At 71.3% G+C, this 21,416-nt stretch carries 21 protein-coding genes; 15 read left to right on the forward strand and 6 right to left on the reverse strand.

Translation table 11 applies throughout. From position 1 onward, the window contains the following. Positions 1-166 precede the first annotated feature (166 nt). From BT341_RS10800 to BT341_RS10830, 7 genes are all read left to right on the forward strand, one after another. Positions 167-1,837, forward strand: coding sequence for an ABC transporter substrate-binding protein (locus BT341_RS10800; RefSeq protein WP_072476149.1), 1,671 nt, complete (start codon positions 167-169; stop codon positions 1,835-1,837). Positions 1,838-1,914: 77 nt separating this feature from the next. Continuing rightward, entirely contained in the window at positions 1,915-2,919 is a 1,005-nt protein-coding gene (locus tag BT341_RS10805) for an ABC transporter ATP-binding protein (RefSeq protein ID WP_177328782.1), read from the forward strand. Continuing rightward, entirely contained in the window at positions 2,916-3,896 is a 981-nt protein-coding gene (locus tag BT341_RS10810) for an ABC transporter permease (protein ID WP_072476151.1), read from the forward strand. The genes BT341_RS10805 and BT341_RS10810 overlap by 4 nt, the downstream gene beginning before the upstream one ends. A gap of 1 nt (position 3,897) precedes the next feature. Continuing rightward, a complete protein-coding gene (locus tag BT341_RS10815) occupies positions 3,898-4,881 on the forward strand; it encodes an ABC transporter permease (protein WP_072476152.1) in 984 nt (327 codons plus the stop codon). Continuing rightward, a complete protein-coding gene (locus BT341_RS10820) occupies positions 4,878-5,870 on the forward strand; it encodes an ABC transporter ATP-binding protein (RefSeq protein ID WP_072476153.1) in 993 nt (330 codons plus the stop codon). Before BT341_RS10815 ends, BT341_RS10820 begins: the two co-directional genes overlap by 4 nt. A gap of 38 nt (positions 5,871-5,908) precedes the next feature. Beyond that, on the forward strand, positions 5,909-7,312 hold the full coding sequence (locus BT341_RS10825) for a GH1 family beta-glucosidase (RefSeq protein ID WP_072476154.1): 1,404 nt from the start codon (positions 5,909-5,911) through the stop codon (positions 7,310-7,312). Positions 7,313-7,416: 104 nt separating this feature from the next. Then, a complete protein-coding gene (locus BT341_RS10830) occupies positions 7,417-8,115 on the forward strand; it encodes a DUF2306 domain-containing protein (RefSeq protein WP_245804932.1) in 699 nt (232 codons plus the stop codon). On the opposite strand, the gene BT341_RS10835 is transcribed toward BT341_RS10830, so the two are convergent. Both BT341_RS10835 and BT341_RS10840 read right to left on the reverse strand, forming a co-directional pair. Next, positions 8,066-9,229, reverse strand: coding sequence for an acyl-CoA dehydrogenase family protein (locus BT341_RS10835; RefSeq protein WP_072476155.1), 1,164 nt, complete (start codon positions 9,227-9,229; stop codon positions 8,066-8,068). The genes BT341_RS10830 and BT341_RS10835 overlap by 50 nt on opposite strands. Next, positions 9,226-11,568, reverse strand: coding sequence for a bifunctional salicylyl-CoA 5-hydroxylase/oxidoreductase (locus tag BT341_RS10840; RefSeq protein ID WP_072476156.1), 2,343 nt, complete (start codon positions 11,566-11,568; stop codon positions 9,226-9,228). The genes BT341_RS10835 and BT341_RS10840 overlap by 4 nt, the downstream gene beginning before the upstream one ends. A 67-nt stretch (positions 11,569-11,635) precedes the next feature. Here BT341_RS10840 and BT341_RS10845 point away from each other — a divergent pair, with 67 nt between their 5' ends. Continuing rightward, on the forward strand, positions 11,636-12,031 hold the full coding sequence (locus BT341_RS10845) for a RidA family protein (protein ID WP_072476157.1): 396 nt from the start codon (positions 11,636-11,638) through the stop codon (positions 12,029-12,031). On the opposite strand, the gene BT341_RS10850 is transcribed toward BT341_RS10845, so the two are convergent. Beyond that, complete coding sequence (locus BT341_RS10850; RefSeq protein WP_072476158.1) at positions 12,018-12,872, reverse strand: PaaX family transcriptional regulator; 855 nt, start codon at positions 12,870-12,872, stop codon at positions 12,018-12,020. The genes BT341_RS10845 and BT341_RS10850 overlap by 14 nt on opposite strands. A 52-nt stretch (positions 12,873-12,924) precedes the next feature. Here BT341_RS10850 and BT341_RS10855 point away from each other — a divergent pair, with 52 nt between their 5' ends. The 3 genes from BT341_RS10855 to BT341_RS10865 are packed head-to-tail and all read left to right on the forward strand — an operon-like array spanning position 12,925 to position 14,815. Next, on the forward strand, positions 12,925-13,599 hold the full coding sequence (locus BT341_RS10855; RefSeq protein ID WP_072476159.1) for a GNAT family N-acetyltransferase: 675 nt from the start codon (positions 12,925-12,927) through the stop codon (positions 13,597-13,599). 43 nt (positions 13,600-13,642) lie between these two features. Continuing rightward, positions 13,643-14,419, forward strand: a complete 777-nt coding sequence (locus BT341_RS10860) for a cytochrome P450 family protein (protein WP_245804933.1) — start codon at positions 13,643-13,645, stop codon at positions 14,417-14,419. A 36-nt stretch (positions 14,420-14,455) separates the two neighbouring features. Beyond that, entirely contained in the window at positions 14,456-14,815 is a 360-nt protein-coding gene (locus BT341_RS10865) for a PLDc N-terminal domain-containing protein (protein WP_072476160.1), read from the forward strand. Positions 14,816-14,996: 181 nt separating this feature from the next. On the opposite strand, the gene BT341_RS10870 is transcribed toward BT341_RS10865, so the two are convergent. After that, complete coding sequence (locus BT341_RS10870; RefSeq protein ID WP_072476161.1) at positions 14,997-15,461, reverse strand: MarR family winged helix-turn-helix transcriptional regulator; 465 nt, start codon at positions 15,459-15,461, stop codon at positions 14,997-14,999. Positions 15,462-15,566: 105 nt separating this feature from the next. On the opposite strand from BT341_RS10870, the gene BT341_RS10875 reads away from it, so the two are divergent. After that, on the forward strand, positions 15,567-15,989 hold the full coding sequence (locus tag BT341_RS10875) for a nitroreductase family deazaflavin-dependent oxidoreductase (RefSeq protein ID WP_072476162.1): 423 nt from the start codon (positions 15,567-15,569) through the stop codon (positions 15,987-15,989). Positions 15,990-15,993: 4 nt separating this feature from the next. On the opposite strand, the gene BT341_RS10880 is transcribed toward BT341_RS10875, so the two are convergent. Further along, complete coding sequence (locus BT341_RS10880) at positions 15,994-17,163, reverse strand: acyltransferase family protein (protein ID WP_177328783.1); 1,170 nt, start codon at positions 17,161-17,163, stop codon at positions 15,994-15,996. 124 nt (positions 17,164-17,287) lie between these two features. Further along, on the reverse strand, positions 17,288-18,577 hold the full coding sequence (locus BT341_RS10885; protein WP_072476164.1) for an FAD-binding oxidoreductase: 1,290 nt from the start codon (positions 18,575-18,577) through the stop codon (positions 17,288-17,290). Positions 18,578-18,670: 93 nt separating this feature from the next. On the opposite strand from BT341_RS10885, the gene BT341_RS10890 reads away from it, so the two are divergent. Genes BT341_RS10890 through BT341_RS10900 form a run of 3 tightly spaced genes read left to right on the forward strand, consistent with a single transcriptional unit; the run spans position 18,671 to position 21,406 of the window. After that, a complete protein-coding gene (locus BT341_RS10890) occupies positions 18,671-19,549 on the forward strand; it encodes a LysR family transcriptional regulator (RefSeq protein ID WP_072476165.1) in 879 nt (292 codons plus the stop codon). A gap of 47 nt (positions 19,550-19,596) precedes the next feature. Continuing rightward, positions 19,597-20,394, forward strand: a complete 798-nt coding sequence (locus BT341_RS10895) for an oxygenase MpaB family protein (protein WP_072476166.1) — start codon at positions 19,597-19,599, stop codon at positions 20,392-20,394. Between the two features lie 52 nt (positions 20,395-20,446). Beyond that, entirely contained in the window at positions 20,447-21,406 is a 960-nt protein-coding gene (locus BT341_RS10900) for a DNA polymerase domain-containing protein (protein WP_072476167.1), read from the forward strand. Positions 21,407-21,416 lie beyond the last annotated feature (10 nt).

Genomic DNA, 21,416 nt, shown 5'->3' on the forward strand with positions numbered 1-21,416 from the left:
AGACCGCCAGTTCTTTCAGTACTTAAACTTAGGCACAAAACGTTACCGCCATGTTATTGACGTGACCCGAGTCACCCGGGTTGACTTCGGGACGTCGTTCGGTCGCCGGCGGTCGGGGCTCGCTACCAGTCGACAGCAAGAAGTCGTCGATGACCAGGAGGAACCGATGCGAGTCAAGCGCTCCGTCGCCGCAGCGCTGGTGGCTGTCATGGCCCTGGGCGGGCTGACCGCCTGTTCGGGCGGGAGCTCGAACGCCGCGCAGAGCAACCCGAACGCCGTGCTCAACGTGGGCAAGCCCGACGGCCCGCAGTCGGAGAACAACAACCCGTTCCTCGAGACGTCCGCCCTGTCCAACATGGGCTACCGGTGGATGATCTACGAACCCCTCGTGATGCTGAACCGCGTCAAGCCGCAGGAGCCGGGCAAGCCGTGGCTGGCCACGAAGTGGGACTGGTCGGACAACTTCAAGAAGCTCGTCCTCACCATCCGTGACGGCGTGACGTTCTCCGACGGCCAGCCGATGACCGCCGAAGATGTCGCCTACACGTTCCAGCTGCTGCGCGACAACAAGGCGTTGAACGTCGACGCGGTGCCGTACAAGGACATCACCGCGGCCGGCAACCAGGTGACGCTGGCCTTCGACAGCTCCCAGTTCGTCAACCAGGTCAAGATCCTCCAGACGCTCGTCGTGCCGAAGCACGTCTGGCAGGCCATCAAGGACCCGGCGCTCGACACCGTGAAGAACCCGATCGGCACCGGGCCGTACACGCTCAAGTCGTTCACGCCGCAGACGATGATCGTCACCCGGCGCGACAGCGGCTACTGGCAGGAAGCGCCGAAGGTCAAGGAGATCCGCTACACCTCCTACACCGACAACAACGCGCAGGTCGCCGCGCTGGTCAACGGCGCGTCGGAGTGGAGCTTCGTCTTCATCCCGAACTACAAGGCCGTCTACACCAACAAGGACCCGCAGCACTACAAGCTGTGGTTCCCCGCGCAGCTGGCCGTCCACGGCCTGTGGTTCAACACCGAGAAGGCGCCGTGGAACGACGCGAAGCTGCGCCAGGCGGTCAGCAAGGTGATCAACCGCGACGACATCTTCAACCAGGGCGAGGCCGGCTACTTCTACCCGAAGAACGACCAGGTCACCGGCATCCCGACGCCGGCGGGCGACCCGTTCATCGCGCCGGAGTACAAGGGCCGGACGGTCAAGGTCGACGTCCCGGGCGCCAAGGCGCTGCTGACCGGCGCGGGCTACAAGTTCGCCGGCAACCAGCTGCAGGACCCGTCCGGCAAGCCGGTCACCATCAAGCTCACCGTCCCGTCGGGCTGGTCGGACTACATCACCGACCTGGAGATCATCAAGGACAACCTGGCGCAGATCGGCATCACCGCCACGGTCGAGAAGATGAACCAGGACGCCTGGACGAAGTCGGTCGACACCGGTGACTTCGAGGGCCTGATGCACTGGACGAACGACGGCGCGACGCCGTACGACCTGTACCGCGACGTCATGGACGGCAACCGCTACAAGCCGACCGGCCAGGGCGGCATCAACGGCAACTACGGCCGCTACAAGAACGACGAGGCGACCAAGGCGCTCGAGACCTACGCGAACGCCGAGGACGACGCCTCCCGCACCGCCGCCATGGCGACGCTGCAGAAGATCATGATCGACCAGCAGCCGATGGTCCCGACGTCGGCGGCCAACTCCGGTGGCGAGTACAGCACGAAGAACTGGGTCGGCTGGCCGGACGACGCCAACCCGTACGGTCCGGCGCAGCCCACGCTGCGCAACGCGCTGGACATCGTCCTGCACCTGAAGCCCGCGGCCTGACGATGGCGGAGTCCGTGGCAACGACCGAGCAGTCCCCCTCCGACCCTGTCGCCGTCGGGTCGGAGGGGGACCTCCCCGTGGTCCTGGAGGCCGCGGGCCTCACCAAGCACTTTCCCGTGCGGCGGAAGGGCCGCGCCGCGCTGACCGGCCCGCGCCGGGCCGTCCAGGCCGTGGACGACGTCACCCTGACGCTGCGCCGCGGCCGCGTCACCGCGCTGGTCGGCGAGTCCGGTTCGGGCAAGTCGACGGTCGCGCGGCTGCTCGCGGGCCTCTACCCGCGCACCGCCGGCGACATCCGGCTGCACGGCGAGACGGTGAACGTCAAGCGCGGCAGGGCGTTCCGCGCGTACGCCCGCCGGGTCCAGATGATCTTCCAGGACCCGTTCGCGTCGCTGAACCCCGTCCACACCGTGCGCTACCACCTGACCCGGGCGCTGAAGATCCACGGCCGGGCCGGCGACGACCTCGAGAAGTCGCTGCACGACCTGCTCACCCGCGTCCAGCTGACCCCGGCGGAACGCTACATCGACAAGTTCCCGCACGAGCTGTCCGGCGGGCAGCGTCAGCGCGTCGCGATCGCGCGGGCGCTCGGGGCGGACCCGGAGGCGCTGCTGGCCGACGAGCCGGTGTCCATGTTGGACGTCTCCATCCGGCTCGGCGTGCTGAACCTGTTGCGCGACCTGAAGGAGCGCCTGCACCTGGCCATCCTGTACATCACGCACGACATCGCGTCGGCGCGCTACTTCGCCGACGAGACGATGGTGATGTACGCGGGCCGCATGGTCGAGGGCGGCGACAGCGAGACGATCACCCAGCGGCCCGCGCACCCCTACACGCGGCTGCTCATCGAATCCGCGCCCGATCCCGACCGGCTGGCCGAGGGGACGGCGAGCGACGTGCCCGCCGAGCGCGGCGCCGGTGAGCCGCCGAGCCTGATCGACCCGCCGTCCGGCTGCCGGTTCCACCCGCGCTGCCCGGTCGCGATGCAGCGGTGCAAGACCGAGCTGCCGCCGCGGTTCGACGTCGGCGACGCCTCGGGCCACTGGGCCGCGTGCTGGCTCTACGGCGGGGCCGCCCGATGAGGTACCTGCTGCAACGGCTGGCCTTCTACGTCTTCACCGCGTGGGCCGCCGTCACCATCAACTTCTTCATCCCGCGGCTGATCCCCGGCGACCCGGTGCAGTCGCTGATCGCGAAGAACCAGGGCATGCTCAGCGCGGACGCCATCCAGTCGCTGTATGTCCTCTTCGGACTCGACAAGAACGAGAGCCTGGTCTCGCAGTACTTCGACTACTGGGGCCAGCTCTTCCGGGGTGACCTCGGCCTGTCGTTCACGTTCTTCCCGACGCCGGTGTCCGAGCTGCTCGGCGACAGCCTGCCGTGGACGATCATCCTGGTCGGCCTGACCACGGTCATCGGCTTCGCGCTCGGCACCGGGCTCGGCGTGGTCGCGGGCTGGAAGCGCGGCTCGTGGGTCGACGGACTGCTGCCGGTGACGACGTTCCTGTCGTCGGTGCCGTACTTCTGGCTCGGCCTGATCGCGCTGGCGCTGCTGGCCGGGCCCGGCAGCTTCTTCCCGTCGTCCGGCGGCTACGACCCGGGACTGGTGCCGAGCTGGGACGGCGCGTTCATCGGCAGCGCCGTCCAGCACGGCCTGCTGCCCGCGATCACCATCCTGATCAGCTCGGTGGGCAGCTGGATCCTCGGCATGCGCAACATGATGGTCACCGTCGCGTCGGAGGACTACGTCACCGTCGCGCACGCCAAGGGCCTGCCCGAACGCCGGGTGATGCTCGGGTACGCGGCTCGCAACGCGCTGCTGCCCAGCGTGTCCGGCTTCGCGCTGGCGCTGGGCTTCATCGTCGGCGGGACACTGCTGGTGGAGATCGTCTTCTCCTACCCGGGCGTCGGCTTCCAGCTGTTCCAGGCGGTCGGCTCGCAGGACTACCCGCTGATGCAGGGCATCTTCCTCATCATCACGCTGTCGGTGCTGGTGGCCAACCTGTTCGCCGACGTCGCCTACCTCGCGCTCGACCCGCGCACCCGGAAGGAGGGCTGACATGGCCGTACCCGCGGCGGACGTCAAAGCCGCCCAGGCCCTTCCCGTCGACGCGGCCGCCCGGCGGCGCCGGTTCCGCTTCCTGACCGGCGGCAAGACCGTCACCGGCCTCGCCGTCATCGTGTTCTTCCTGGTGATCGCGGTCATCGGGGAGTGGATCGCGCCGTACGACCCGTCGGCGCGCAGCAGCGACCTGCTCGAAGGCCCGTCCGGCAGGCACTGGTTCGGGACCACCCACCTCGGCCAGGACATCTTCAGCCAGGTCGTGGTCGGCACGCGCAGCGTCATGCTCGTCGGGCTGACCGCCGGTGTGGTGGCGACAGTCCTCGCCGTCGTCGTCGGCGTGGCGTCCGGATACCTCGGCGGGACGCCCGGTGAGGGTCTGTCCGCGCTGTCCAACGTGTTCCTCGTGATCCCGGCGCTGCCGCTGATCATCATCATCGGCAGCGCGGTGCCCACCGGCGGCGACTACCTGGTGGCGGTGATCATCGGGTTCACGTCGTGGGCGTGGGGCGCGCGGGTGCTGCGAGCGCAGACGTTGTCGCTGCGGGGCCGGGAATACGTCGAAGCCGCACGGGCGACCGGCGAATCGACGTGGCGGATCATCTTCTTCGAGATCCTGCCCAACCTGACCGCGGTCATCGCGTCCAGCTTCGTCGGCACGGTCATCTTCGCGGTGATGTCGGAGATCACGCTCGCCTTCGTCGGCGTCTCCGGACTGTCCAACTGGAACTGGGGCACGATCCTGTTCTGGGCGCAGAGCCAGCAGGCCCTGGCGCAGGGCGCGTGGTGGTGGTTCGTGCCGGCCGGACTGGCGATCGCGATCCTCGGCACCGCGCTGTCCCTGCTCAACTTCGGCATCGACGAGTTCGTCAGCCCGCGGCTGCGCGGCAGCGGCAAGTCCCGCGTGCGCGGCGCAGACGGGCGGACGCATCGCATGCGCGTGGGCTTCACGCCCGTGCTCGGGCGGGAGGAACAGCCATGATGGACCCGGTTCTGGAAATCAAGGGTCTCGACGTCGACTACGGCGTCGGCGACGAAGCCGTGCGCGCGGTCCGGGACGTGCACCTGACGCTGCACCGCGGCGAGGTCCTCGGCCTGGCCGGGGAAAGCGGCAGCGGGAAGTCCACTTTGGCCTACGGGCTGACGCGGCTGCTCGCGCCGCCGGGCGTGATCCGCGGCGGCGAGGTGATCTACCACCCCGCCGACGGCGAGCCGTACGACGTGCTGAAGCTGACGGACAGGCAGCTGCGCGACTTCCGCTGGGCCGAAACGTCCATTGTGTTCCAGGGTGCGATGAACTCGCTGAACCCGGTGCACAAGGTCGTCACGCAGCTGGTCGACGTCATCAAGGCGCACGAGCCGCGCACGACCCGCGCCGGCCGGGTGGCGCGCGCCCGCGACCTGCTCAAGCTGGTCGGGATCGCGGCCGACCGGCTGGAGGCGTACCCGCACCAGCTCTCCGGCGGCATGCGGCAGCGCGTGATGATCGCGATGGCGCTCGCGCTGGAACCGCGGATCGTCATCATGGACGAGCCGACGACCGCGCTCGACGTCGTCATGCAGCGGCAGATCCTCGGCCAGCTCGTGGAACTGCGCGAGCGGCTGGGCTTTTCGGTCCTGTTCATCACGCACGACCTGTCGCTGCTGGTCGAGTTCTCGGACCGGATCGCGATCATGTACGGCGGCCGGATCGTCGAGCAGGCACCGGCGGCCGACCTCTACCGGGACGCGCTGCACCCGTACAGCCACGGCCTGCTGAACTCGTTCCCGGCCCTGCGCGGTCCGCGCCGCGAGCTGGCCGGGATCCCGGGGTCGCCGCCGGACACGCGGGGCATGCCGCCGGGCTGCGCGTTCCACCCGCGGTGCCCGAAGGCCTTCGAACCGTGCCCGGACCGCGTGCCGCTGCTCGGAACGCCCGGCGACCCGGCGCGCGAGGTGGCGTGCTGGCTGCACCCCGTCGCCACTTCCTGACCGCCCGTCCTGCCCGGTATCCCTGGAGGAGTGCTGCCTTGACCGAGACCACCGCCGCGACCGCCGAACAGCAGGCGCTGATCGACACCCTGCCGCCGGACTTCCGCTGGGGCGTGGCCACCGCCGCGTACCAGATCGAAGGCGCGGTCTCCGAAGACGGGCGCACACCGTCCATCTGGGACACGTTCTGCCGGGTGCCGTGGGCCATCGACAACAACGACACCGGTGACGTGGCGTGCGACCACTACCACCGGATGCCCGGAGACATCGCGCTGGTCGGCGAGCTGGGCGCGGACACCTACCGGTTCTCCGTGGCGTGGCCGCGGGTCCAGCCGCACGGCCGCGGCGGCGTCAACGAGGCGGGCATCGGGTTCTACGACCGGCTGGTCGACGAGACGCTGAGCCGCGGCATCACGCCGTGGCTGACGCTGTACCACTGGGACCTCCCGCAGGAGCTGGAGGACGCGGGCGGCTGGCCGGCGCGCGACACGGCGTACCGGTTCGCCGACTACGCGATGCTCGTGTTCGACCGGCTGAAGGACCGCGTCCGGCACTGGACGACGCTGAACGAGCCCTGGTGCTCGGCGATGCACGGGTACATCCACGGCGTGATGGCGCCGGGGCGGCGCGACTACGCGGCCGGCATGCACGCGGTGCACCACCTGCTGCTGGGCCACGGCCTCGCGGTGCAGCGGATGCGGGCGGCCGCGCCGGCGGACACGCAGTTCGGCATCACGCTCAACATGTGCACGGCCGACCCGGCCACGGACTCGCCGGAGGACGTCCGCGCGGCGCGGCAGGCCGACGGCCTCGGCGTCCGGATCTACCTGGACCCGCTGGTCCACGGCCGCTACCCGGCGGACGTCGTGGACGACCTGGCCGCACGCGGAGTGCGTCTCCCGGTCCAGGACGGCGACCTCGCCGTCATTTCCACGCCGCTGGACTTCCTGGGCGTGAACTACTACTTCGGCCAGCAGTTCTCGGGCGTGGACGAGTCGGGCCGCGCGGTCGACGACGAAGGCGTCCCGGCCTCGCGGGTGGTCCCGTTCGGCGAGCCGACGACGGCGATGGGCTGGGAAATCCTGCCGGGCAAGTTCACGGAGCTGCTGACGCGGCTGGGCCGCGACTACCCGGGCCTGCCGATGTACATCACGGAGAACGGCTCGGCGTTCGACGACGACCCGGACTCGTCGGGCTTCGTCCGCGACGAAGAACGGACCGCCTACCTGGCGTCGCACATCGCGGCGGTGGCGGCGGCGCGTCAGGCGGGGGCGGACGTCCGGGGGTACTTCGCCTGGTCCCTCCTGGACAACTTCGAGTGGGCGTACGGGTACGCGAAGCGGTTCGGGCTGATCCGCGTGGACTACGAGACACAGGCGCGGACGATCAAGCAGAGCGGCTACTTCTACCGCGACACGATCCGGCGGGTCCGGGGTAGCTGAACCGGGGGTGGGGCGGGCCCCACCAGGTCGCCGGTGGCTCGCCCCATGGTCGTGGCCCGCGGGTTTCCCTAGCGTCGGTGGGGCAGCCGACCCAGGGGGTGGAAATGACCGTCCAGACGGAAGCCCGTCCTGCTCCGGTCCGTGTGGCGCGGAAACCGGTGTGGTGGCGACGGCCGTGGGTGGCGCCGCTCGCCGCGATCGTCGGTCTCTTCCTCGCCTACTCCCTGCCGCCGTACCTCACGCTCGATCCGGCGCGGGCGCGGGTGCCCGCGCCGCCGGGGTTCGCCGCGCACTACTGGTTCCTGCTCGCGCACATCACCTTCGGCACGGTGGCCATCGTCGGGGTGGTCCTGCAGATCTGGCCGTGGCTGCGCCGGGCGCACCCGGTCGCGCACCGCCGGATCGGGCGGATCTACGTCTTCGGCGGGGCCCTGCCGTCGGCGGTGATGGCCGCCGTCATCGGCGCGGTCAGCCCGTTCGGCCCGATCCTCGGCACGCTCGACGTCGTGGGCGCGCTCCTGTGGTTCGGCTTCACCGTGGCCGGCTGGCGGGCGGTCCGGCAGCGGCGGTTCGCCGACCACCGGAAGTGGATGGTCCGCAGCTTCGCGATGACCATGAACACGCTCACGACCAGGGCGTTGTCGCCGCTCTGCTACCTGATCCTGATGACGCGGACACCGGGCAAGGGCGTCGCCCTCATCCTCGATGCGGCCACTCTTTCGGGTGCGTTGAGCCTGCTGACTTTGCTGGGGCTCAGTCAGTGGTGGCTGGAGCGGAAGCCGAAGCCAGCCATCGCGCGATGATCGTCCGCTGGATCTCCGACGCGCCTTCGTAGATCCGGGGCGCTCGGACCTCGCGGTAGAGGTGCTCCAGCAGGTGCCCGCGCCGCAACGCGCGGGCGCCGTGCAGCTGCACCGCCGAGTCCACGACGAACTGCGCGGCCTCGGTGGCGAACAGCTTCGCCATCGCCGCGCGGCCGCCGAGGTTCTGCTCGCCCGCGTCGTACGCACCGGCGGCGGCGTAGACCAGCAGGCGCGCGGCTTCGGTCCGGGTGGCCATCTCGGCCAGCGTGTGCGCGACCGCCTGCTGCTTGATCAACGGCCCGCCGAAGGCTTCCCGCGTGCCCGTGTGGGCGACGGTGGCGTCCAGCGCCGCCTGGGCCATGCCGACGGCGAACGCGCCGACGCTCGGCCGGAACAGGTCCAGCGTCCGCATCGCCACCGCGAAGCCGCGGTTCTCCTCGCCCAGCAGCTCCTCGCGCCGGACCTCGACGCCGTCGAAGGTGACCGTGCCGATCGGGTGCGGGCTCACCAGGTCCAGGTGCTCGCCGCCCAGCCCGGGCCGGTCGGCAGGCACCACGAACGCGCTGACCCCGCGCGAGCCCGCGCCCGGAGTGGTGCGCGCGAACACCGTGTAGAAGTCGGCTTCCGGCGCGTTGGAGATCCACATCTTCGTGCCGGTCAGGCGCCAGCCGTCGCCGTCGGGTTCGGCGGCCAGGGCGAGCGCCGCGGCGTCCGAACCGGCGTCCGGCTCGGTCAGCGCGAACGCCGCCACCGCGTCACCCGCCGCCACCGCGGGCAGCCACTTCGCGACCTGGCTGTCCTGACCGGACTGGAGCACCGGATAGGTGCCGAGGCCCTGCAAGGCCAGCGCCGTCTCGGCCTCCGTGCTGACCGTGGCGAGGTTCTCCCGCAGGATGCACAGGTCCGTCGCGGCCGCCTGCCGCGACGGCGTGCCCGAGGCGACCCCGGGGAACAGCCGCGCGAGCAGGCCCAGCGCGCCCATCTCCTTGAGCAGCGGCCGGTTGACCGCACCCTCCACGCCGGACTCGGCGAGCGGGCGCAGCCGGTCTGCGGCCAGCCGCCGGACCTCCGAAGCGAAGGCCTGCTGCTCGGCGGTCAACGCGAAGGCGGTCATGACGAAGCTCCCGGTCGCCAGCGGGCATGGGCGGTTCCGGCCGGGCCGGAGCGGACGAGCTCGAGCCGCGGCTCCGGCCCGTCGGTGCGGCCGGTCTGCGGCTTCCGGCTGCCCGCGGCGAACTGCTTCGGCCACGGCACCGGATAGTCCTGCTCGGCCGCCGCGTGCAGCGTCCATTGTGGATCGTAGAGGTGGGTGCGGCCCAGCGCGCACAGGTCCGCCCGGCCGGCCAGGATCAGCGAGTTGACGTCGTCGTAGGACGAAATCGCCCCGACGGCGATCACCGCGATGCCGTACTCCTCGCCGATCTCGTTGCGGATCCGGTCGGCGTACGGGGTCTGGTAGCTGCGGCCGTACTGCGGGCGCTCCTCGCTGACGACCTGCCCGGTCGAGACGTCGATGCCCGCCGCCCCGTGAGCGGCGAAGGCCCGCGCGATCTCGACGGCGTCGTCGGCGTCGATGCCGCCCTCGCACCAGTCGGTCGCCGAGATCCGGACCGTCATCGGCCGCTCGGCGGGCCAGGCGGTACGCACCGCGTCGAAGACCTCCAGCGGGAACCGCAACCGGTTCTCCAGCGAGCCGCCGTAGGCGTCGGTTCGCCGGTTGGTCAGCGGCGAGAGGAACGACGACAGCAGATAGCCGTGCGCGCAGTGCAGTTCGAGCACGTCGAACCCGGCGCGCGCGGCCGCTCGCGCGCAGGCGGCGAACTGGTCGCGGATCTCCGCCATGTCCGCTGTGGACAGTTCGCGCGGGACCTGGTTCCGCTCGGAGTAGGGCACCGCCGAAGGCGCGCACACCTCCCAGTTCCCTTCCGGGAGCGGCTCGTCGATGCCCTCCCACATCAGCTTCGTCGAACCCTTGCGGCCCGAGTGTCCCAATTGGACACCGATGCGCGCCGGGGTCTGCGCGTGCACGAAGCCGACGATCCGCTTCCAGGCCGCTTCCTGCTCGGCCGTGTACAGCCCGCCGCAGCCGGGGGTGATCCGGCCCTCGGGCGAGACGCACACCATCTCGGTCATCACCAGCCCGGCGCCACCCAGCGCCTTGCTGCCCAGGTGCACCAGGTGGAAGTCGCCCGGCACGCCGTCGACGGCCGAGTACATGTCCATCGGTGACACGATGATCCGGTTGGCCAGCTCCAGCTCGCCGAGCCGGAACGGCTGGAACATCGGCGGCCGGGACGTCGTGCCCAGTTTCCGCGCGAACCAGTGGTCCAGCTCGGCCGCGAACTCGGGATCGCGCAGCCGGAGGTTGTCGTAGGTGACGCGGCGGCTGCGGGTCAGGATGTTGAACGCGAACTGCGGCGGCTCCTGGTGGGTGTACTGCGCGATGTTCTCGAACCACTCCAGGCTGGCCTGCGCGGCGCGCTGCGTCGACTGGACGACCGGGCGCCGTTCCAGCTCGTACGCCTTGAGCGCTTCGGCGACGCCGTCGTTCTCGTGCAGGCAGGCGGCCAGCGCGAGCGCGTCCTCCATGGCCAGCTTCGTGCCGGAGCCGATCGAGAAGTGCGCGGTGTGCGCGGCGTCGCCGAGGAGGACGACGTTGCCGTGCACCCAGGTTTCGCAGCGGACCGTGCCGAACGAGACCCACTTCGAGTTGTTGGCCATGATCCGGTGCTCACCGAGGACGTCGGCACACAGCTCGCGGATCAGCGCGATGGACTTCTCGTCGCTCTCGCCCGGCTTGAGCGCGGACGCCGCGACCGGCCCGAAGGTCCGCTGCCAGACGTCCTCCTGGACTTCGAGGATGAACGTGCTGCCGTCGCGGCCGTACGGGTAGCCGTGGATCTGCATGATCCCGGCCGGCGTCTCGAGGACGTGGAACTTGAAGGCGTCGAAGACGAGGTCGGTGCCGAGCCAGATGTAGCGGCACCGGCGCGTCTCGACGCTGGGCCGGAACGTCCCGGCGTACCGGTTGCGCACCGCGGAGTTGACGCCGTCGGCGGCCACGACCAGGTCGTACCCGGCGAGGTCGGCCGGCGCTTCCACCCGGAAGCGGAGCGAGACGCCCAGCTCGGCGCAGCGGTTCTGGAGGATGCCGAGCAGGCGCTTGCGGCTCATCGCCGCGAAGCCGTGGCCGCCCGAGGTGGTGACCGTGCCGCGGTAGTGGACGTCGATGTCGTCCCAGCGGGCGAACTCGGCCTTCATGGCCTCGTGCACCGCCGCGTCGGCGTGCTCGATGCCGCCGAGCGTCTCGTCGGAGAACACGACGCCGAAGCCGAACGTGTCGTCCGGCGCGTTGCGTTCCCAGACGGTGATTTCGTGACCGGGACCGAGCTGCTTCGCCAGCGCGGCGAAGTACAGACCCGCCGGGCCGCCACCGATGACCGCGATACGCACGCCGTCCAGGGTATGTCGTCAGCTCTACGACCGTCAATGACGCGATAGATGGCGTACGGTGTGCGGCATGGAACGCATCAACCCGCCGGAGCTGGGCAAGCCGTCCGGGTTCTCGCACGCGGTCGTGGCCGAAGGCCGGGTCGTCTTCCTGGCCGGGCAGACCGCGCTGGACGCGTCGAACAGGATCGTCGGCGACGGCGTCGTCGAGCAGTTCGAACGCGCGCTCGGCAACCTCCTGACGTCGCTGCGCGCGGCCGGCGGCTCGCCGGAGGACCTCTGCAGCGTGACGATCTACATCGTCGACATGGCCGATTACCGCGCCCACGCGCGCGAGATCGGCGCGGTCTGGCGGCGGCTCGCGGGCACCGAGTACCCGGCGATGGCGGGCATCGGCGTCGCCCGGCTCTGGGACGAAGAGGCCCTCGTCGAAGTGCAGGGCTTCGCCGTCGTCAGCCGAGGTTGATCGACTTCGCGACGAACGCACGAGCCGGGTTCTCCAGCCGCGCGTGCAGCTCGAAGAACAGCTCGGCGGCGCGGATGCCCGACCAGTCGCGGGGCAGGAACTCCGCGGGCAGGCCCGGGTCGAGGTACGGCATGCGGCGCCAGCCGGTGAGCACGCGGACGTAGTCGGCGAAGGCTTCTTCGTCGGCCACGGACTTGCGGCGCTGCCAGCGGTTCAGCGCCGGGCCGTGCTCGTCGAGGAACGTCGTGTACAGCTCGTCGAGCCGGTCGAGGTCCCACCACTCGCGGACCTTCGCCGCGACGTCGCCGAACGCGAGGTGGTCGGCGCGGAACAGGTCGGCGTACCCGGCCAGGCCGAGCCGGGTCAGCGCCTCCGCGGTCGCCGCGTGCAGGTGCGCCGGGGCGATCCAGACGCCCGAGGCCGCCGTGCCGAACCCCATCCGGGCCAGCTGGGTGCGCAGCAGGTGCCGCTTGTGCCGCTCGGTCTCCGGCACCGAGAACACCGCGAGCAGCCAGCCGTCGGCCGGGGTGGCCCGCTCGCGGCGGAAGATCCGCTCGTCGCCCTCGCGCAGGATTTCGCGGGCGTCGTCGGACAGCTCGTACCCGGCCGTCGCGCCGCGGCGAACCGCTTCGAGGATGCCGCGCCGCTTCAGCCGGGAGATGGACGAGCGCACCGCGGGCTCGTCGACGCCGACGGCGGCGAGCAGGTCGATCAGCGACGCGACCGAGAGCCAGCCGCCCTCGGTGCGGGAATACAGGCCGTACACCGTCACGATGAGCTGGCGAGGCTGGGCCCCCCGGCCGGAGCCGTCCAGTTCGGTTGCCTCGGGTACGGCCGTCATCGGGCCACAATAACAACTCCGGCCCCGATCGCTCCGCTACGATTTCGCCGCGATGCTGCCAGCCACCAAGGGGATCTTCGACCGGCTCACCCGCCGGGGCCGCCTGATGACCAAGCGGACCTGCGACCGGCAGGGCCACGTGCTGCGCAGCGGCCGCTTTCTCTTCCGGACGCCGACCGCGTGGGAGTACGCCGCCGCCGTCGCCTGCGGCAGTGACGCGGCCGCGCAGCGCTGGCTCGGCTGGCAGCCCGACTCGATCGTGGCCGAGCCGGCGCGGGCGGACGCGCTGCGGGTCGTGCCCGGCACCGGTCCGGACTGGGTGTCGCCCGACCCGCAGTCGATCGACCTGGTGATGATCGACGTCGCGGCCAACCGGTGCGTCGGCCTGGTCAGCGTGCACACCGGCGAGGACGGCGGCCCGGAGACCGGCGGCTACCTCGCGCCGGACTACCGCGGCCACGGCCACGGCCGGACCCTCTTCGCGGCCGGGCTGACGCTGGCGCACGACCACCTCGGCCTGCCGCGGGTGCGCGCCGGCGCCGAGGTGGGCAACGTCGCGAGCGCGCGTTCGCTGCAGGCGGCCGGCCTGGTCCGCGTCGCCGGGCCGCCGACGTACCGGCTCCCGGACGGCCGCGTCACCGAGGCGTGGTGGTTCCGGCACGACGTCCCGCGGGCCACCCGGTGCGCCGGTCCGCAGGCGACGTGGTTCCCGGCCGCGCTGCTGTGACAGTTCGGCCCGCGCCGACGTTTTCCGCGGTTACGTTCGCCGCATGACTTCGCTTTCCGCGCCGGTGCCGCCCGTTCCGGCGGAGGTGCGGCCGGCCAGTGTCGCCTGGCTGCGCGCTTCGGTGTCCCGCTTCAGCAATGGTCCCGACCACGCCCGGCGGCGTGCGCTCGCCGTCTCGGCACTCGCCGGCGTCGACGTGGAAGCGTTGCGGCACAAGGCGTTCGAGGCGGCCCGCCGGGCGATCGGCGACGGCGGCGACGTGATGGCCGTGGTCGCGCGGCCGGTGCCGGTGGCGGTGCTGGCGGGTGAGCTGGGCCTGGCCGTGCGGCCACCGGACGTGGTGACGGTCGCGGCCGCCTATCACCCGCACGTGGTGCCGGACGCCGCGGCGGAGGCGGCGCTGGGGCGGCTGCTCGCCGCGTGCGGCGGGATCGGCGAGCCCGCGGCGGCGCGGATCGGCCTGCTCGTCCAGGCCTGCGACGCCACGGCGGGTCTGATCGGCAACGCGCTGATGGTGGCGTTTCGGGGACCCGGGGCGGCGGTCGCCGAAACGTTGCGGTCGAATCCGCCGGTATTGCGCACCCGCCGCCGGATCGGCGGATCGGACGTTTTCGTGGAGCTGGCCGGGACACCGTTCGGCGCGGGCCCGCGCGAATGCCCCGGCGCGCGGCACGCGATCGCTCTCGCGACCGGAGTTCTCCAGGCACTGGACGGATTTCGCCTGACAGATCCGGAACCGGCGTGGGTGCCGTCGCCGAATCTCCGGATGCCCTCGGCGCTGTGGGTGACCCGCGACCGAACCGGCGGCCGGTTCTGCTAGGAATTACCGCGTTCATCTTCTGGGGAAGGCGCGGAAATGCTGTATCTGGATGGCCTGCTGGGCATCGTGACGCTGGGGCTGTGGATCTTCTGCCTGGCGGACGTGATCACGACGGACGAGTCGTCCTGCCGCAACCTGCCGAAGGGGCTGTGGCTGCTGCTCGTGCTGGTGGTGCCGCTGGTGGGCTCGATCATCTGGCTGGTGGCGGGCCGTCCGCACCAGGTGACGCGGGCACCCGGCCGGTACGAACGCAACGCACCGGCGTTCCCGGAGTACGACCGCCCGGGCCGCTTCCCGGCGACGAACCCGGACGACGACGAGGAGTTCCTCCGAAAGTGTCGCGAACGCGCGGAGGCCCAGCGCCGGCTGGCCCGCGAAAAGCGCACGGAGGACTGAGCCGCAAGCGCCCCAATGTGGCCTTCGGTGCGTGGGACGCAACCAAGGTGGCCTTCGGTGCGTGGGACGCAACGAAGGCGGCCTTCGGTGCGTGGGACGCAACGAAGGTGGCCTTCGGTGCGTGGGACGCAACGAAGGTGGCCTTCGGTGCGTGAGACGCACCCAAAGTGGCCTTGGGGCGCTAGCAGGCGGGGCCCTCGCAGGTGCCGCGCTCGTAGGCCTCCAGCGTCGAGATCACCAGCTGGCGCTCGGCCGGTGTCAGCGGGGCCAGTGCGTCGCTCCACGCCTTCGCGCCGCGGGCCAGCCAGGCGTCCACCGCCGGGCGCTTGTCCGGGGTGATGCTCACGATCGTGCGGCGGCGGTCCGCCGGGTCTTCCTCGCGGTTGAGCACGCCCTGGCGGCTCAGGTCGCCGACCATCAGGCTCGCCGTCGTCGGGGCGACCTCCAGGCGGCCGGCCAGCTCGGTGACCGTCATCGGGCCGTCGAACAGCAGGTACGACAGCAGCGAGAGGTGCCGCGGCGCCAGCGCGCAGCCGTTCAGCTCCTCCGGCACCGGCGTCCGCTTCGCGCGCCCGACCAGGCGTGGCATCAGCAGCAGGAGCCGGCGCACGCCGTCCTCGACGCTCGGTCCCGCCTCCGTTGACACCCCGCATCTCCCGTCGGTAGCTTTGTTTGCAAAACAAACGCACTGTGACGACCCCGAGCGTACCTCGGGGCACGATCGAGCGTACCGGCCGGAACAGGGGATCAGATGACAACACCAGCCGACATGAACGACTTCAACAACCAGGTCGTCGAGGAGTTCCGCGCCAACGGCGGCAAGGTCGGCGGCATGTTCGCGGACAAGAACGTGCTCCTCCTCACCACGATCGGCGCGAAGAGCGGCCAGGAGCGCCTCTCGCCGCTGGTCTACACCCGCGACGGCGACCGCTACGTCATCGCCGCGTCCATGGGCGGCGCGCCGAAGAACCCGGCCTGGTACCACAACCTCGTCGCGAACCCGAAGGTCACCGTCGAGGTCGGCGACGAGAAGTTCGAGGCCACGGCGACCGTGATCACGGACCGCGCCGAGCGCGACCGCCTGTACGCGGGCATGGTCGCCCACGCCGAGGGCTTCGCCGACTACGAGAAGAAGACCACGCGGGTCATCCCGATCGTGGTCCTGGAGCGCTAGGACCTCAGGACGCCGCGGCCGGTTCGGGTTCGGCTTCGACGCGCGGGCCGGCCGGCCGCTCACCGGCCCGCCGCTCCGCGCGCCGGAGTTCTTTCCGGGCGATGACCTGCTTGCCGAAGCCGATCAGCGGCTTCTCCACCCAGCGGTGGATGAGGTCCGCGATCGCCAGCCCGACGACGAACACCGTCAGCGCGGTGACCGTGCGGTTCACCGCCAGCCCCGGCACGGCCTGCACCACCGCGAAGTGCACCGGCCCCTGCAGCAGGTACAGCGAGTACGACCGCTCGCCGATGAACCGCATCGGAGCCGTGCCCAGCAGCCAGCGCAGCGGACCCGGGCTGACCAGCACGACCAGCAGCAGCATCGTCAGGCCCGCGTAGCCGACCAGCAGCCAGAGGTTGTTGCGCGTGTCGTGCCAGAGGCTGTCCATGTTCGTGTGCAGCGCCAGGAAGGCCGCGACCACCGGGATCGCCGCCAGCGGGTGCGTCAGCGGCTTGAGCAGCTCGTACCCGCGGCGGTAGTGCATCAGGATCGCGAGCAGGCAGCCGCTGGCCAGGATGAAGTAGTGGATGGTCGAGGTGTAGATCGCGGTCGGCGAGTACTCGAGCACCCAGCCGCCCGCGGTCGGCGGCACCAGCCCCAGCAGCGCGACCATCGCCACGCCGACCAGCAGGAACTTGCGCTTCGCCGCGCCGATCCCGATCGCCACCAGCAGGAACGGCCAGACCAGGTAGAACTTCTCCTCGATGCCGAGCGTCCACGAGCCGCTGAAGAAGTTGTCCGCGCCGGTGGTGTTGCCGGGCAGGAACTCGTTCAGGAACGTCAGGTAGTACTTCAGCGCCTGCGGGAAGTCGCGGGAGTGGAACTCGGCGCGCAGGACCACGAACGCCACGATCCCGCCGAGGATCACCAGGTACGGCGGCAGGATCCGGAACACGCGCCTGATGTAGAAGTTCGACAGCGAGATCCCGCCGGTCCGGTCCTGCTCGCGCAGCAGCAGCGTGGTGATCAGGAACCCGGACAGCACGAAGAAGATGTAGACGCCGACCCAGCCCGACAGCCACGTCCAGTGCGTCCCGCCGAAGTGGAAGAAGATGACCATCGTCGCGGCCAGGGCGCGGAGCCCGTCGAGTCCGGGGAAGCGGCGCATCCCGAGGTAGTCCTCGTGGCTCATCGTGCGCAAAGTCGTTCCCCCGGTCGGTGGCATGGTCGGTCGGAGTATAGGTGCCGGTCAGGTCGGCTTCCCGTCCCGGCCGGAGCGCGCTGACCTGCGGCGTCCCGGCCGGGAGCTGCCCGGCTCACACGGCGGGGAAGGCCGACGCCGGATCGTACCGGTGCTTGATCACGCGCAGCCGGGCCAGGTCCGCCGGGGGGAAGACGCTCTCGGCGACCTCGGCCGGGTCGTGCTCGCCGTAGACGAACGGCAGCAGGCGGCCCGTCGACCAGGGTGCCAGCGCCTCGAACAGCTTTCCGTGCGCGCCCCGGACGGTCTCCACGCCGTCGTCGCCGACCATCGACAGCGCCCGCACCACGAACTCCGCGCCCGAGTCCCAGCCGGCGCCGTCCACCCGGCGGCGCGCCAGCTCGCCGCCGAGCCGGTCGATGATCAGGACCGTGTCCACCGGTGCGCCCGGGCCCGCGTGCTCGACGATCGCCGCCAGCATTCCGTCGTTCAGCGCCGACACCGTCGCGTTCGTGCCGTGGTACGGGTGCGGGTGCGGCGGATCGCTCGCGATCGAACCCGATTCGGTGAACGGCAGCCGCTTGAGCGTGTCCATCAGCACCGGTGCCGCGGCCCGCAGCGGCGCGACCAGCTCGTCGCCGTCCTGGCCGAGGTAGGCGATCCGGACGTGGGCGACGTGCTTGCCGCGCACCGGTTCCGGCAGCATCGGCAGGTCCGGCAGCGGGATCAGGGCGATCGACGTGGACAGCTCGTCGGGCGCGGTCATCGACCACGTCCGCCAGACGCGCAGCACCGACGGCAGGTCCGCGGTGTCGAAGTACAGCCCGCCGCCGTACAGCTCGGTCACCGGGACCAGGCCGAACTCCAGCGCGGTCACGACGCCGAAGCCGGCGCGGCCGCCGCGCAGGGCCCAGAACAGGTCCGCCCCCGGCGTCACCGTGCGGAGCTCCCCGTCCGGGGTGACGACGTCGATCGCGCGCACGTGGTCGGCCGCGCGGCCGTAGCGCCGGGCCATCAGCCCGAAACCGCCGCTGAGCGTGTAGCCGACGACGCCGACGTCCGGCGACGAGCCGCTGAGCGGGGCCAGCCCGTGCTTCGCGGCGGCCTCGATCACCGCGCCCCAGCGCACGCCGGCGCCGACGCGCGCGGTCCGCGCCGCCGCGTCGATCTCCACGCCGGTCATCCGGCGCGTGCTGATCAGCAGCCCGTCGGTGCCTTCGGTCAGGCCGTGCCCGGTGGCCTGGACGGCGACCCGCAGCCCGTGCTCGGCGGCGTACTTGACCGCGGCGACGACGTCTTCGGCGGTTTCGGCGGCGACAACCACCGCAGGCGTGTTCGCGACCGACGTCTGGAAGCCGGCGACCTCGTCGGCGTAACCGTCCTGACCAGGGCGGAGGATGTTCATCTCTGGCTCCTTCCTTCGCTGTTGCCTCCAGCTTCGGGCCAGAACGATCAGAAGTCCAAGATCTGGTTTTTCTGCCGACTAGAATCAACGCTTATGGAACTGCATCAGCTCGCGTATTTCGTCGCTGTCGCCGAGGAAGGCAGCTTCACGCGGGCGGCGGAACGGCTGCACGTCGCCCAGCCCGGCGTCAGCGCGCAGGTCAAACGGCTCGAGCGCGAGCTGGGGCAGCAGCTGCTGGACCGGTCGGGCCGCACGGTCGGGCTCACCGACGTCGGGGCCGCCGCGCTGCCGCACGCGCGCGCCGCGCTCGCGGCGGTGCAGGGCGTGCGCGAGGCCGTCGACGAGCTGGCCGGGCTGGTCCGCGGCCAGGTCGCGATCGGCGCGGTGACGTCGGCGGGCCCGGTCGGGCTGCCGGACTTGCTCGCCCGCTTCCACGAGCGGTACCCGGCGGTGGAGATCACGCTGGCCGAGGCCAACTCGGACGCGATGCTGGCGGCCCTGCGCGAAGGACGGCTGGACCTGGCGGTCGTCGGCCTCTCGACGGATCCGCCGCCGGGCATCGCGACGCAGGTCCTCATCGACGAGCCGTTCCTCGCGGTGACCGTGGGTTTCCTCGAAGGCCGCGCGGAGGTCCCGATCCCGGAGCTGGCCGGGCTGCCGGTCATGGCGCTGCCGAAGGGCACGGGCCTGCGCACGGCGCTGGACACGGCGTTCGCGAGCCACGGCCTGGCCCCGCGCATCGCGTTCGAGGCGGCGGACCCGAACGTGCTGGTGCAGCTGGCGATGCGCGGGCTCGGGGTGGCGGTGGTGCCGGAGTCGCTGGCCCGCTACCACGCGGCCGACCTGGCGGTGATCGACATCGTGCGGCCGCGGCTGCGGGGTGTGCTGGCGCTGGCCTGGCGCACGGACGGGCCGCTGAGCCCGGCCGCCAGGGCGCTGATCGCCTTCGCCCGCGCGAGCTACCGCTCTTGACATGGTGTCAACAGAGTCGTTCCCTGGAGGCCGCAAGGAGGTGTGCCATGGCCGGGACCGCCCTGCGGGACGCCGTCGCCGGGGCGGGGCTGCTCGCCGGGACCGCGAACGTGATCATGCAGCTCTCGCGCGCGCCGGTCGGCTACGGCGTGCTCGAAAGCCGCGTCGAGAGCGGCAACCTCTTCCGGCACCCGGTGAAGCGGACGCGGACCACGCTGACCTACCTCGCGGTCGCCACGATGGGCACGGACGCCGAGCGCGCCGCCTACCGCCGTGCCGTCGACCGGGTTCACGCCCGGGTGCGGTCGACGGCTGAGAGTCGCGTCGCCTACAACGCGTTCGATCCCGGACTCCAGCTGTGGGTCGCCGCGTGCCTGTACAAGGGCTTCGAGGACGTCTGCCTGGCGTTCGTCGGCGGCGAACCACATCGCTTCTACCGCGACGCGGCCCGGTTCGGCACCACGCTGCAGGTCCGTCCCGAGATGTGGCCGGCCGACCGCGAAGCCTTCGGGAAGTACTGGGCCGCCGGGCTGGCCGAGGTCCGCGTCGACGACACCGTGCGCCGCTACCTCACGGACCTCGTCGAGCTGCGGTTCCTGCCCGCGCCCGCGGCGGCGCTCGGCCGCCGGTTCCACCGGTTCGTCACGACGGGTTTCCTGCCGCAGCGCTTCCGCGACGAGCTGCGCCTGCCCTGGACGGCGGCCGACCAGCGCCGGTTCGACACCGTGATCGCCGCGATCGGCCGGGTGACTCGCGTCCTGCCCGGCCCGCTGCGGCGGTTTCCCTTCAACCTCTGCCTCTGGGACCTGCGCCGCCGGCTGCGTGCGGGACGGCCGCTGGTCTGACGAGAGCCCGATGCGAGTTGACCGCCTCGCGCGGGGGCGCGAAGGTGGGCCGATGACCAGCAGCGACGAAGTTCGCCACGGCGTCAAGTTGAGCAGCCTGGACCAGGAGGTCTTCTCCGGTGCCGGGGTGACCAAGCGCGAGTGGATCGGTTACCTCGAAGCCGTCGCCGACCGGATGCTGCCGGAGCTGCGGGACCGGCAGCTGACCGTGCTGCGGGTGTTGCGCGGGCAGGGGCCGTTCATGCAGAAGAACCTGCCCAAGTACACCCCGGACTGGGTCGAGCGGGTGACCGTGTGGGCCGAGACGTCGAAGCGGGACGTCTCGTACGCGCTGTGCAACGACCTGCGCACGCTGGTCTGGTTCGGCAACCAGCGGGCGATCGAGTTCCACACGTCCCTCTTCCGCGGCGAGCCCGGCCACGGCCCGACGCACCTGATCCTCGACCTCGACCCGCCCGAGGACGGCCCGTTCTCCCTCGCCGTCGGCGCCGCGAAGCTGGTGCGTGAGGCGTTGCGCGCCGACGGGCTCGACGGCGCCGTGAAGACGAGCGGCGCCAAGGGCGTGCACGTCTTCGTGCCGCTCGCGCCGGGCCAGTCGATCGAGGACATCGCGGCGGCGACGCGCGCGGTCGCGGCCAGGGCGGAGCGGATCGACCCGGCGCTGGGCACGACCGAGTTCATCAAGGAACGCCGCGAAGGCAAGGTGTTCCTCGATTCGACGCGGGCGGGCGGCGCGACGGTCGTGTGCGTCTACAGCCCGCGCCACCGCCCGGGCGCGCCGGTCTCGTTCCCGGTGCGGTGGGCCGACCTGGACGGCGTGAAGCCGGGCGACTTCACGGTGTCGACGGTCCCGTCCCTGCTCGACGGCGGCGACCCGTGGACGGCGGAGATGCCGGAGCCGTTCGTGTTGCCGGCCGACCTGGTCGAGGAGGGCCACACGATCCCGATCGCCAGGGTGGCCGCGATGCACGAAGGCAAGCGCCGAGCCCGCGCGGCCCGCGAATCGGGCTAGGCCGCCGGGT

The sequence above is a fragment of the Amycolatopsis australiensis genome (assembly GCF_900119165.1).
In the GTDB taxonomy this organism is placed as follows: Bacteria; Actinomycetota; Actinomycetes; order Mycobacteriales; family Pseudonocardiaceae; genus Amycolatopsis; species Amycolatopsis australiensis.